Source organism: Aeromonas bestiarum (genome assembly GCF_000819745.1).
GTDB lineage: Bacteria > Pseudomonadota > Gammaproteobacteria > Enterobacterales > Aeromonadaceae > Aeromonas > Aeromonas bestiarum.
The window spans coordinates 508,059-519,977 of sequence record NZ_CDDA01000015.1; the positions used below are offsets into that span (position 1 = coordinate 508,059).

The 11,919-nt window shown below is 55.4% G+C and carries 10 protein-coding genes; 5 read left to right on the forward strand and 5 right to left on the reverse strand.

The genetic code is table 11. From position 1 onward, the window contains the following. The 4 genes from BN1118_RS09445 to BN1118_RS09460 all read right to left on the reverse strand — a co-directional run bounded on the left by BN1118_RS09445 (position 1) and on the right by BN1118_RS09460 (position 3,355). Positions 1–801, reverse strand: coding sequence for a tetratricopeptide repeat protein (locus BN1118_RS09445; RefSeq protein WP_043555721.1), 801 nt, complete (start codon positions 799–801; stop codon positions 1–3). Positions 802–843: 42 nt separating this feature from the next. After that, positions 844–1,494 carry a TetR/AcrR family transcriptional regulator gene (locus BN1118_RS09450; protein WP_043555722.1) on the reverse strand — a complete coding sequence of 217 codons (651 nt, stop codon included), beginning with the start codon at positions 1,492–1,494 and terminating at the stop codon, positions 844–846. 1 nt (position 1,495) lies between these two features. Beyond that, positions 1,496–2,680, reverse strand: coding sequence for a patatin-like phospholipase family protein (locus tag BN1118_RS09455; RefSeq protein WP_043555723.1), 1,185 nt, complete (start codon positions 2,678–2,680; stop codon positions 1,496–1,498). Between the two features lie 93 nt (positions 2,681–2,773). Beyond that, the gene (locus tag BN1118_RS09460; RefSeq protein ID WP_043555724.1) at positions 2,774–3,355 is read right to left on the reverse strand and encodes a phasin family protein; all 582 of its coding nucleotides are present in this window, start codon (positions 3,353–3,355) and stop codon (positions 2,774–2,776) included. 247 nt (positions 3,356–3,602) lie between these two features. On the opposite strand from BN1118_RS09460, the gene BN1118_RS09465 reads away from it, so the two are divergent. Then, positions 3,603–5,573, forward strand: coding sequence for an SDR family oxidoreductase (locus BN1118_RS09465; protein ID WP_043555725.1), 1,971 nt, complete (start codon positions 3,603–3,605; stop codon positions 5,571–5,573). Positions 5,574–5,609: 36 nt separating this feature from the next. Here BN1118_RS09465 and BN1118_RS09470 read toward each other — a convergent pair whose 3' ends face one another. Then, positions 5,610–6,506: an esterase/lipase family protein gene (locus tag BN1118_RS09470; protein ID WP_043555726.1), complete on the reverse strand. Its 897-nt coding sequence runs from the start codon at positions 6,504–6,506 to the stop codon at positions 5,610–5,612. A gap of 172 nt (positions 6,507–6,678) precedes the next feature. Between BN1118_RS09470 and BN1118_RS09475 the strand changes: the two genes are divergently transcribed. From BN1118_RS09475 to BN1118_RS09490, 4 genes are all read left to right on the forward strand, one after another. Next, the gene (locus BN1118_RS09475; protein ID WP_043135339.1) at positions 6,679–6,999 is read left to right on the forward strand and encodes a YebG family protein; all 321 of its coding nucleotides are present in this window, start codon (positions 6,679–6,681) and stop codon (positions 6,997–6,999) included. Between the two features lie 291 nt (positions 7,000–7,290). Next, positions 7,291–8,568 (forward strand): tyrosine-type recombinase/integrase, encoded by a 1,278-nt coding sequence (locus tag BN1118_RS09480; RefSeq protein WP_043555876.1) that lies wholly within the window; start codon positions 7,291–7,293, stop codon positions 8,566–8,568. 276 nt (positions 8,569–8,844) lie between these two features. Then, positions 8,845–10,320 carry a site-specific integrase gene (locus tag BN1118_RS21645; protein ID WP_043555727.1) on the forward strand — a complete coding sequence of 492 codons (1,476 nt, stop codon included), beginning with the start codon at positions 8,845–8,847 and terminating at the stop codon, positions 10,318–10,320. Then, positions 10,307–11,917 carry a site-specific integrase gene (locus BN1118_RS09490; RefSeq protein WP_043555728.1) on the forward strand — a complete coding sequence of 537 codons (1,611 nt, stop codon included), beginning with the start codon at positions 10,307–10,309 and terminating at the stop codon, positions 11,915–11,917. Before BN1118_RS21645 ends, BN1118_RS09490 begins: the two co-directional genes overlap by 14 nt. The last annotated feature ends 2 nt before the right edge of the window (positions 11,918–11,919 follow it).

Genomic DNA, 11,919 nt, shown 5'->3' on the forward strand with positions numbered 1-11,919 from the left:
CTATTCGTCCTCCAGCTCCTCACGGGCGGCTTCCACGTCGAGCCGCTCCATGGCATCCACGGGTTCGCACTCGGCCGCCTCGCCGTAGAGCGCCTCGGCGGCCGCCATCTTGCTCTTGCCATGCATCATCACCATGGCATTGGCGTACTCCATGCGAGCGATGGCGGAGTGGGGGATGATGGCCAGCGCCGCCTTGAAGTGGCGATCGGCCTCCTCTTTTTTGGCGCCATAGGTGATGCCACCTATCATGGCCCCCAGCTTGTCGATGATCTCGGCGTGCCAGGCACCGAAGGCGATGTGGGCTTCCGCATGGTCGGGGGCCAGCGCCAGCGCCTTTTCCAGACTGGTCTTGATCTTGTCACCTATGCCGATGGATAACGCCTTGGAGACAGAAATCACCTGGCTGTAACGGCCCAGCGCCAGGGCGTGAAAATACCAGGCGTTGACGTTGTCGGGCTGGCGCTTTTGCAGCTTTTCGGCGTTGCTGGCGGCCAGCTCGAATGCTTCCCGCTTGGCATACTTGTCATCCAGCAGGTAGCTGGCGTGGATCACCAGCGCCTTGTTCGCCACGTTGAGGCCATCCTCGCCGGCGCCCAGACCCAGGGCGACGGCCCGGGCGAAATCACCGGCGTGATAGGCCCGCCAGGCTTCCTGTACCTGCTCATCGTCCGGCCAGGGTTCGGCATCCCCCTGGTGCAGGCGATCCCAGTTCTGCTCAAGGAGCTCCCCGGCATAGTCATAGGCCGCCTCCGGCCAGGGGAAGGGGGTGAAGTCGGACAAGTTGGGTTGTGAAGTGGTCATATGATTCTCCCTGTTAAAAACACAATCAAAAACACAGTTCTGTTAACCCGCCGTCGTGGCGGGCTGGTAATGGGTGGCGATGGCATCCAGATGGGCGCGGGCATTGGGCCGCAGACGAGGGGCCACCAGCTGCATCACCTGAAACACCCCCAGGGCTATGTCGGCATCCGCACGCGGGTGCAACGCCCGCTGGTAGGAGATCCAGAAAGTGCCCACCAGCGCTATGTTGGCCGCCAGAGCGCCGATCTGGGCGTCGCTGCCCAGCAGCAAGCCACTGCCGGACAGGCTGTGGCAGATGGCGGCGGCGGTCTGCTCCTTGCGCCTCAGCAGGGCCGAGAAGCGCAGCTCCACCTTGTGGTTGCCACTCATCAGGGTGCTGATGTCGTAGTAAAAGAAGCGATACTTCCAGATGAGCTCGAACATCAGGTGCAAAAAGAACCAGATGTCTTCCGTCTCGTCCAGCGGGGGGGTGACAGTGTCGAGCAGATGGGCCATCTCCTGTTCGAACTCGCCGAACAGGGCGTTGACTATCTCCTCCTTGTTATGGAAGTGGTAATAGAGGTTGCCCGGACTCATCTCCAGCTCGGCCGCGATGGCGGAGGTGGTGACGGTCGGCTCCCCCAGCAGGTTGAACTGGGCGAGGGCGGTGGCCAGAATGCGATCCCGCGTCCGCCGCTTGGGTTTGCGGTCCATGCTACTCCTTCGGTTGGCGACGACCCTTGCCGCCATAACGGTGGGTCAGCCAGTGCTGCAACTGGGTCAGTGAGGCATCCAGCGCCGCTACCGAGCCGGTGCCCGGGGTGAGCAGGGAGCGCTGTTCATCAGCCAGTGCACTCAGATCAAGCGCCAGACCATGCCTGGCGAGAATGGGGCCAAGCTCGGCCCGTCGCTGCCACAGATCCCGGCGGGTATGCTGGAAGGCATGCTCGCACAGACGGCGGCGATCCCGGTAACTGAACACATTGGTGAAGAACATCTTGCCATCGGCCGGAGAGGGCTCGAACAGCAGGGCGTCGGCCTGTGGATACTGGTGCTTGTAGCGATCCATGCCCACGTGCATGCGCGAGTGGATGATGGCGCGAAAGGTCTGGGCCAGCACCACCGGCAGGCCGCTCTCCACCAGACTGGCGGGGTGTTCACTCGCCATGCCCGCATCGAACGGCACCAGCGGATTGATGCAGAACACCAGATCGGCCCCCTCCTGCAGCGCCACCGAGGCGTGCAGCGTCTTGATGAGGGCCCCGTCCACGTAGTAGCGGCCGTTGATCAGTGACGGGGGAAACAGACCAGGCAGGGCGGCAGAGGCTTGTACCGCCGCCGAGATGGGCACGTCGTCCAGCCCTGGGCTGCCAAAGGCGACCGCGTGGCCGGTATCTAGCTCGGTGGCAATGACGAACAGACGGCTCTTGAGTTCACGAAAATCGTTGCTGCGGCCCCGGCGAGAGAAGAACTGGGTAAGGATCCGGTCCACTCCACGACTGTCGAACAAGCCGGTCGGGATCGCTTTGGACAAGCCTTGCAAGGAGCCGAGCAGGCTCTTGTGCAAGGGGGCGGAGAGGTAATCGGCCAGGCACTCCCAGGCCAGTGGCGGCAAGGAGGAGAGCCGCTTCGCGTATTCACCGAAGGCGGGACGCAACAGGGTGGAGGGATCGAAAAATTCGCCGCTGTCGTCGCTGAGCAGGATCCGCACCAGCTTGTCGGGGGAGATGCCATTGGCCAGCGCCGAGGCGATCACGGCCCCCGAGCTGACCCCCACATAGATGTCGGCCTGCTCGAAACGCAGCCCCTTGATGCTGTCAGCCAGGGCGGCGCAGGCTCCGATCTCGTAAATCCCTCCCAGAGGTCCACCTCCGGCGAGGGCAATCGCAATCGTGCTCATGACATGGCCTCCCTTCTCAAGCAAAACCGGCCCAGCAAGAGGGCATGGGCCGGTGGGTTATGACGCAAGGCCAATCAGGCGTTGCTTGTCAGATCAGGAGAGTGCGGTCTCGCCTTTCTCCTTGACCTCTTTCACTACGCTCTCGACCTCGGTCGCCAGCGCCTTGACCTCTTCCTTCACCTTGGCGATGGGGGCTGCGGCGGCTTTCTTCACCGGTGCCTTCTTGACAACCGGTTTCTTGGCGGCAGTCGCGGCGGCGGGTTTGTGCTCCGCGGCCGGCGCGTCCTCTTCATCCTGCGCATCGATGAGTTGTTGCACCACCTCGGTCAGCTCGGCCATGCGCTTGGAGAGCTTGTCGATGTCCTTGCGGGTCGGGATGCCGAGGCTGGCGACGGCACGAGCCACGCGATCCTCGAACACTTGCTCCAGACGGCCCCAGGTACCCGTGGTCTTGTCGGTCATGGCAGCGATCTTCTCGTCCGCGCTCTGACGGGTACGGGTCTGCAATGCCTCGCCTTCCTGTACCAGGGCTTCGAAGATCTTGCCCCCTTCCTCTTGCGCCTTGGCGTAGGCGCCCAAGCCCGCCAGCCAGATCTGCTGGGTGGATTCCTTGATGGTCGAGGTGAGCTGGTTGTCGGTCACCGAGCTTGCCAGCGCTTTCAATTTCTTGGCCATGATTGTTTCCTTACTGGTGAGTGGGATATAGGTAATGACAACAACCTTGGTACATTCGTTGTGGCATTACTGAGCTTTCATCCTCAGTCTATGGAGAAAAAATAGAGGGTTCTACCTAATAACGGAACAGGCAGTCGTGGTAATTTTGGTCTGGGTCACGAAGATGACGTTCAAATGAATATTTCCATTTGAAGCGTGATATATCTAACAGCAACTAACAGCCCAATCAGTAAGGGAAATAAATACCATGGACTATTTCATCACGGGGGGCAGCGGTTTTATCGGCCGCCGGCTGATTAAAAAACTGCTGCAGCGCCCAAATAGCCGGGTGCATTTCTTGATGCGCGCAGCCCATCTTGAGCGGGTACCCGATCTGCTGGCCTACTGGGGGGTCGACGCGCAGCGCGCAATTCCGGTCGTCGGGGACATGACCCATCCGCAACTCGGCGTGAGTGTGGCCGAGCAGGAGCCTCTCATAGGCCGGATCGATCACTTCCTCCATCTCGCCGCCATCTATGATCTCAACGCCAAGGCGGGCATTCAGCAGCAGGTCAATGCCGAGGGTACCCGTCAGGCACTGCAACTGGCCGAGCGACTCGGCGCCCGCTGCTTCCATCACTGCAGCTCCATAGCAGTGGCCGGCCTGTTCGACGGTCTGTTCAGGGAAGACATGTTCGATGAGGCCGAACACCTCGACATGCCCTATTTCCAGACCAAGCACGAGGCCGAGGGCATAGTGCGCCAGGAGAGCACCATCCCCTGGCGCATCTACCGACCCGGGATAGTGGTGGGGGATGCCAATACAGGCGAGATGGACAAGGTGGACGGCCCTTATTACTTCTTCAAGACCATCCAGAAGCTGCGCCGCATGCTGCCGCCCTGGATGCCCGCCATCGGGGTCGAAGGGGGCCGCATCAACCTGGTGCCGGTCAACTTCGTGGTGGATGCCATCGATCACATCGCTCACCTCGAGGGGGAGGACAACAAGGCGTTCCACCTGACCGACTCCCATCCGATGCGGGTTGGCGACATGCTGAGCACCTTCTCCCGCGCAGCCCATGCACCCGAGCCCGCCATTCGCATCAATGCGGCCCTGTTCAGCTTCATCCCCCGCCATCTGATGACCATGCTGATGGCGCTGACGCCGGTGCGGCGCATTCGCGATGCGGCGATCGCCGATCTCGGCCTGCCCAAGGACATCTTCCGGCTCATCAACTATCCCACCCGCTTCGACAACCGCGAAGCCCAGCGGGTGTTGAAAGGGACCGGCATCGAAGTGCCCCCGCTGCACAGCTATGCCTGGCGGCTGTGGGATTACTGGGAGCGTCACCTCGACCCCGAGCTGTTCATCGATCGCACCCTGCGCGGCCGGGTCGAGGGCAAGGTGGTGCTGATCACCGGCGCCACCTCCGGCATCGGCAAGGCCACCGCAAGAAAGCTGGCCGAGGCGGGTGCAACAGTGCTGACCATTGCCCGGGACGAACACAAGATTGCCGAAACCCAGGCCGAGTTTGCCGAGCAGGGCTTGACCCTGCAGGTCTATCAGGGGGATCTGGCGGATCTGGCGCAGGGGGAGACGATCACCCGGCAGATAGTGGCCGAGCATGGCGGGGTGGACATCCTCATCAACAATGCCGGCCGCTCCATCCGCCGCGCCATAGAGGACTCTTTCGAGCGCTTCCACGATCTGGAGCGCACCATGCAGCTCAACTACTTCGGCACCCTCAAGGTGATCATGGGGGTGCTGCCCACCATGATCGAGAAGAAGAAGGGCCACATCATCAACATCTCCTCCATCGGGGTGTTGACCAATGCGCCGCGCTTCTCCGCCTACGTCGCCTCCAAGTCGGCGCTCGACGCCTGGGTGCGCACCGCGGCGTCCGAGTTTGCCGACAAGGGGGTCAATTTCTCCATCATCAACATGCCGCTGGTGAAAACCCCCATGGTGGCGCCGACCAAGGTGTATGAGCAGGTGCCCATGATGACGCCGGAAGAGGCCGCCGATCTGGTGTGCGACACCATCATCAACAAGCATGTGCGACTGGCCACCCGGCTCGGGGTGTTCGGTCAGGTGATCCATGCCTTGGCGCCGCGGGTGGCACAGGTGATCATGAACACCAGCTTCCGCACCTTCTCGGATCCCAAAGAGGGCGGCGAGTCCAAGGCCTCTGCGGATCAGATGGCGGTATCTACCCTGATCAAGGGCATTCACTTCTGATTTGAGGAAGCATTCGATAAACCGGGGCCTGAGCAATCAGGCCCTTTTCGTTTGTGGCTGGGAGCGGGCAAGCAGGGTCAGCAGCAGGGCCGTGGTACGGCGCGAGTAGATGAGGGAGAGGTGGCCAAGGGCGGCGAGCTCAATATCTTCCATTCCCTCCATCCGCTGACGGGACTGGGGCAACACAAAGTTGTCATGACTGGTGCGCACCGAAATCCCGGGCACGCACAGCGGCACGGCGGCGAAGCGTTGCAGCCAGCCTGAGCCCGGCTCCATCTCCCGCGCGTTCTCTCCCAGGCCAAGGGCTGCCAGCTGGCTGCCTTGATGAGGGGTCGCCAGGGTGATGAGTTGCGCAACCTTGCCACCACCGGCCAGGGCCAGGTAGTCACGGCACACCAGCCCGCCCATGCTGTGGCCAATCAGCACCAGCTGAGCGGCGCCGGTGGCGGCCAGCACCTCGTCGATGCGCCTTACCAGCAGGGGGACCATGTCATCGAGATGACCGAAGGGAGGAGTCAGAGTCACGGTGGCAACCACGTGGCCGGCAGCTTCCAGCCGGGCGCGCTGCAGCCGCCAGATCCCGCGACTGCAGCCGTAACCGTGTACCAGCAGCAGGGGCAAGGGAGAAGGGGTGAGCCTGTCCGGCGCCATCAGCAGCCGCTCAAACGGCAGCAGCCAGGTGAAGGTGAGCAGGTAGGCGAACATCTCCCGGATCACCATGTGCAGCCAGGCACGCAGACCGATGGCGGGGACAGGGTAGAAGCGGGAGAATCCCCAGGTCAGCAATACCACCAGACAGCGCAGCCCCAGCAGCGCCAGCACCACAAACAGCAGGGAGAGCAGGGGAGAGAGACCAATGACCAGATGAGCGATGCCCCCGAGGAGCGTCACTTCAACCAGCAGCAGTATGAGCAGTTGTCTTGTGATCGTCATGAGCCCATCATCCGACTTGCGTAAAGCGGATGTCAAATGACCCTTTCATCAATGTGATAACGGCCGCGTAATCGGCACGCCCACCATGATAAAAGCCCGTTGGACAGGGTTATTTGCAATACTGTATATCCGTACATATACTTGTGGTCACTATCATGAGGAGGACGCCACTATGGCCGTTGAGATCAAATATGTTGTCGTGCGTGGGGGAGTGGAGAAGATGACCTTTGCCAGCAAGAAAGAGGCGGATGCCTATGACAAGCTGCTGGATACCGCCGATGAGTTGATGACCCTGCTGGCGGGGGCACCTGTCGCCCTCGAACCCGAACAGCAGGAGAGCCTGGCCTTCTACCTGGCCGAACAGCGTGATGTACTGCAAAACGTGCTGCGCGGTGGCAAGGGGCAGGGGAGTCCCAAAGAGGAGCCCCAAAAGACGGCAGAGAAGAGCGATGCCGACAAGCCCAAGGGGAAATCCCTCAAGAGCGTGGCCTGAGGGACGGGGGAGAGGCGCCAGTTGACATTATCCTCATGGCGCCTCCACCAACCATTCACATATTAAGCATTAAAAATCATTTTTACGGCTATTTGTCCCGAGAATTTTCCAACCATCGTGCATATCCATTGAATAATGCCAGCATGTTGTGCACACCGATTACAACGGATGATTCAATCTCACACACGCCCGGATTGTCAGTCACACAGTGATGCCGATAACCCCATTTATCGGCATCAGCTTTTGAGCGGGGTAGCAGGCCTCCATTCCATGAACCAAGCAAGCACCATCATGACCTCTATGTTACTTCCGCCCGCCATGCCGCTGTTTGATGGCCTGGCTCACCTGGAGGCGGGCAACCCTCAGGTCAATCAGTATCTGGCCAACCTCAGCCTGAACGACGTGCCCGATGCGGGCCTAGTCTACGAACTGGCGGTCGACTGGCTGCTGGAACAGCGCCACAACGAGAACAACTACAAGACCTACCGCAGCGAGTTGACGACATTTCTGCACTGGTGTTTCAGCGAGCTGGCCATCAGCCCGAAAGATCTGACCCGGCGCATCATGATGCGCTACCTCGACTACTGCCAGGCGCCGCCAGAGCCGCTGATTGCCTACCGCAACGTGGCACAGTTCATCCTCGACAAGGAGTGGGGAGAGCGGCTGCCCAATCCCTTGTGGCGACCCTTTCTCGGCAAACGGGAACTGGGCCGCGAGCTGCCATACCGTCTGAGCGAGCAGGCAATGAAGACCAAGCTCGCCATTCTGTCAGCCTTCTTCCAGTTTCTGATCCAGGAAGAGTACATGGACAGAAATCCCGCTCTGCTGCTGCAGCGAGTCAAGCGACCGGTCCAGCAGGAGCCCGATGATCAGGGCCAGGCCTTCAGCGAGTTGCAATGGTCCTACGTGATGCAGGCCGCCGACCGGCTGGCAATCGAATCACAAGATCAGCACGAGCGCAGCCGCTTCCTGATAAGCCTGATGTACGCCTGTTATCTGCGCATCTCAGAGGTAGCAGCCAGACCCGGGTTCACGCCCGTCATGGGTCAGTTTCGCCGCGATGGCAAAACCGGCGTCTGGGGGTATTACATTCCACGTAGCAAAGGTGGCAAGCGGCGCACAGTGGCGGTATCCCATGCCTTGCTGGAGGCCCTCGAACGCTATCGGATCTTCCTGGGGTTGTCGCCATTGCCAGCCCCCAATGAGCAGACACCGCTCTTTGTACGCCACAAGGCTGCCGCACACGGCCGGGAACAAGGCGAACTCAATGCCAATCTCGGGATCCGCCAACTGCGTGAACTGGTCATGACGGTCATCCAGACCGCAGCGAACCTGGCTGAGCAAGACGGCTTTACTCAGGACGCCGCCGAGATGCGCAACCTGACACCGCATTCCATTCGCCACACCGGCATTACTCACGACATCAATCTCAACGGGCGGCCGCTATCCCATGTGCAGGCCGATGCGGGCCATGACAGCATAGACACCACCTCAAAGTATCTGCACACAGGCAACAGCGAACGCCATGAAAGTGCCAACCACAAACCGCTGGATCGGTTACACGAATGAACGGGCAATGAGTGAGAGATAACAATCAAGATGACATGCTCAATGGCCAACCCAATAGCGAGAATCTCCGACCTGATAAACCCGGACCTGGCACCTCGCTCAGCCCAACAAACCAAAACCGCGCATAATGTATATTATGTTAAATATACTGAACTTAAGATAAGTTCATGAGTTGGATCAGATCAATCACTTAGCTACATCCTAGAGCACTTGCAGATTTTGAGTTTTGCTACTTAACTTAACTTCATGAAAAGCGACTTTGGATCTGAGCAACTGATGACATACACCAACTACCACATCAGGCGTGATCGGCAACATGTCACAGTGCTGGTCGATGATGTAACAACTCTGCCTGTGTTGTTTGGAACGATCTACCTGCTCAATCAGTTGTCTAAGACGAGATTTAGTACGCAGAGAAATGACCTGATCTCGCTCCGATTTTTCTACAGCTTTTGGTTGAAAACTCATGGAGAAACATTTGACCATTTTTTTTATAGATCGAGTTTTGATATCGCATCTTGCATCCCTGAGCTAGATAACCTATTTCACTATCTACTCAGCAAACAATATCTCACAAAAGAGAATGAACCGCCTACTGATAGCACAGTAAGCAATACTGTTAGTCAAGTTAATAAATCAACTTGCTGTACACATATTAAAAATGTGGCTCGTTTTCTGAATTATCTCAATCAGCGGTACATGTGTGTAAAATATCAAAGCATGTCTCTAGCTGAGGCCAACACAAACTACAGCAGTAATGATCTGCGACTCAAAAGCAAGGTAAAGGAATTTAATCGACTCGGACCTGCAAAGCATACACCGGCAACTCGCTACAAGAGCATTACGTACCAACAGCATCTAGAGCTTAACGACATGCTATTACCCTCCTCCCCCGCTGTCGTTGATCCAGATACTGGAGAGATGTTTGAAAAAGTGATCAACCCGATTAATCCATTTCAAACTGAATGCTTACAATATCGCAACTTCCTTATACATCGACTTATGTTCCAGTATGGGCTTCGTGTAGGGGAAGTTTTGTTGCTGACAGTCGATTCATTTGGTGTATCTCAGCCAGATAGCCATGGCAATGTTGAGTATCTATTGATGGTGCAAAATATTCCTGATGGAATTGATGATCCAAGGAGGAAACCGTTAACTCTAAAAACCCCAAGTTCTTGTCGTACAATCAAGTTAGAGGTTAATGATTTCCATTACCTGGAAATTTATAAAGAGCAACACAGAAATCCATATTCTAAAAATTTAAATCATGACTTTATGTTTACGGCAAGCCGAGGCACTTTCCAGCCATTAGGGTACGCTGCTATTAGAAAGGTTTATCGTTGCATCGATACTGCTTATATAAAATCACATCCATCCTTTCGAAATAACAACCCATTCACTGACATGGTGGAGCTAACTCCACATGTGGGTCGCCACACCTGGGCTTATTTTACATTGGAGTATATTTATAAAGAATTACTAGATGAACAATTGCAACTTTCTCGCGACTTTGGCCTTGACGGTCGCATAAAAGGGCTGTTAGACGCTGCTGCTGAGCAGTTGCGATTGTTGGGGGGGTGGGAAATCGGCAGTCGCATGCCTTATAAATATGCACGACGTTTTGTAGAAAAACTTGCCAATGACAGCAACATCAGGCGCATACAACAGGAGAAAGGTATTGCAGGAATAAATGTAGTGGCCCCCTTCCCTATCCCATTATTAGACAATGGAGATTTCGATGAATTCAGCTAATCCGCAAGAAATTCAACATTCGCCTGATAGTCAACTGAATGCCGCACAGGTTAGATGGTTGAACGAGCAAGTTATTCCATGTCCATTATATTTGAAATCAGCCACAGAGTTTGATGACACCTATCTAGATACGAGTACGGATGTGTGGAAGTTTAGACATTCGGGACGAAATTGCTCCATTGATTTTGAAAACGGAAAAAATTTTTGCACATTATCTGAAGAAATATCAAAATTAATTAAGTTTGCATGCGTAGTGTATACATCTGAAAACAATGCAAGGATGATATATGATTTTGCTTGTGACATTGCAAAATCCATAAATAGACTTAATAGCCTAAATCATGAAACATTTATTGCACTACTACACAAGCAATACATAAGCAAAACCACACACCATCGATTTTATTCAACACTTTATGTACTTCGGAAACTGGATGTTTTAGGTTTTTTTGAAAGCACAAATCATAATGAGGACCTTGAGGATAAATTATTACTAGTTCCTCGCCCTGCTACTGATAAGTGGTCTATTTATTCTGAAATCGATAATGTGCTGCCAGATGCCATGGTTTCGATGATTCATAATGGCCTACAACTTTGGTCTGCCAAGCTGACCCCTCGATTATCAACGGAAGAAGCGAAGCAACGTCATATAGAAAATATTTCTTCACTAGTCTCCATCGAAGAACTTCGCGATTGCGTAATTCTCGGACTTATATTGACAACTGGAGCTCGCCCAGTGCAGTTAGCTAGAACGGCTGTCGGAGACATAGCTGTTGATACTGAGGGGGACAATCTAATCAGGTATTCATATGCTATTCCCTACGCCAAGCAGAGCAAAAGCCATCCCCAAAGAGTTATAGTAGCAATACCTGAAGAACTCGGAAAATTAGTTAAGTTATACAAGCGAATTTCAGGGCTGAATGATGGAGACCCACTATTACCTCAATGCGGAAATGCTGTTGTTATGATCAATGATGCGATAAAACGTCAATTGTTACGTTTCTCCCCACTGGAGATGCAGGCTGCAGTAGCTAAACGTCAGGCTGTTGCACCACACTACACAGCAACTCAATTCCGTCACCATGTGGGACACTCATTAGCTATGGCCGGGGTCAGTGCTGAAGAAATCGCCTACGTCCTAGGCCACTCCAGTATGGTTGTGGCGAATCGCTATATCGCAGCAACACCAGATCTCGCTAGCATCCGTGAACAGGCGCTGTGCCGAAACCCAGCCTTTAAAAGCATGATTACATTGATGCTGACAGGTAACTTGATCCATAGCAATAGATGGCATGGTCGTAAGGTCGCAGGCTCTGTGAGTGATATGACTCACTACCACATCGGTGGTTGTGGCTATGAGGAAGGTTTGTGTCCGTTTGCACAAGTTCGTTGTTGCTACGGTTGCTTGTATTTTCATCCATTCATAGATGGTCACCATCAGCATGTTCTTGCGGCCTTTGAAAATGAAATAATTTCTCTCATTAAGTTAGCTGACGATACGTTGATCCAACATCACCCTCTCCTGCCGGAACTAGGTCGTCGTAAGCAACATGTTCAGGCTGTTATGACTCGTATTTCATATATCAATAACGTGTAGGA

Excerpts from the sequence above, each read along its gene's own strand:
- BN1118_RS09445 (WP_043555721.1), bottom strand. The coding sequence starts at position 801 with ATGACCACTTCACAACCCAACTTGTCCGACTTCACCCCCTTCCCCTGG.
- BN1118_RS09450 (WP_043555722.1), bottom strand. The coding sequence starts at position 1,494 with ATGGACCGCAAACCCAAGCGGCGGACGCGGGATCGCATTCTGGCCACC.
- BN1118_RS09455 (WP_043555723.1), bottom strand. The coding sequence starts at position 2,680 with ATGAGCACGATTGCGATTGCCCTCGCCGGAGGTGGACCTCTGGGAGGG.
- BN1118_RS09460 (WP_043555724.1), bottom strand. The coding sequence starts at position 3,355 with ATGGCCAAGAAATTGAAAGCGCTGGCAAGCTCGGTGACCGACAACCAG.
- BN1118_RS09465 (WP_043555725.1), top strand. The coding sequence starts at position 3,603 with ATGGACTATTTCATCACGGGGGGCAGCGGTTTTATCGGCCGCCGGCTG.
- BN1118_RS09470 (WP_043555726.1), bottom strand. The coding sequence starts at position 6,506 with ATGACGATCACAAGACAACTGCTCATACTGCTGCTGGTTGAAGTGACG.
- BN1118_RS09475 (WP_043135339.1), top strand. The coding sequence starts at position 6,679 with ATGGCCGTTGAGATCAAATATGTTGTCGTGCGTGGGGGAGTGGAGAAG.
- BN1118_RS09480 (WP_043555876.1), top strand. The coding sequence starts at position 7,291 with ATGACCTCTATGTTACTTCCGCCCGCCATGCCGCTGTTTGATGGCCTG.
- BN1118_RS21645 (WP_043555727.1), top strand. The coding sequence starts at position 8,845 with ATGACATACACCAACTACCACATCAGGCGTGATCGGCAACATGTCACA.
- BN1118_RS09490 (WP_043555728.1), top strand. The coding sequence starts at position 10,307 with ATGAATTCAGCTAATCCGCAAGAAATTCAACATTCGCCTGATAGTCAA.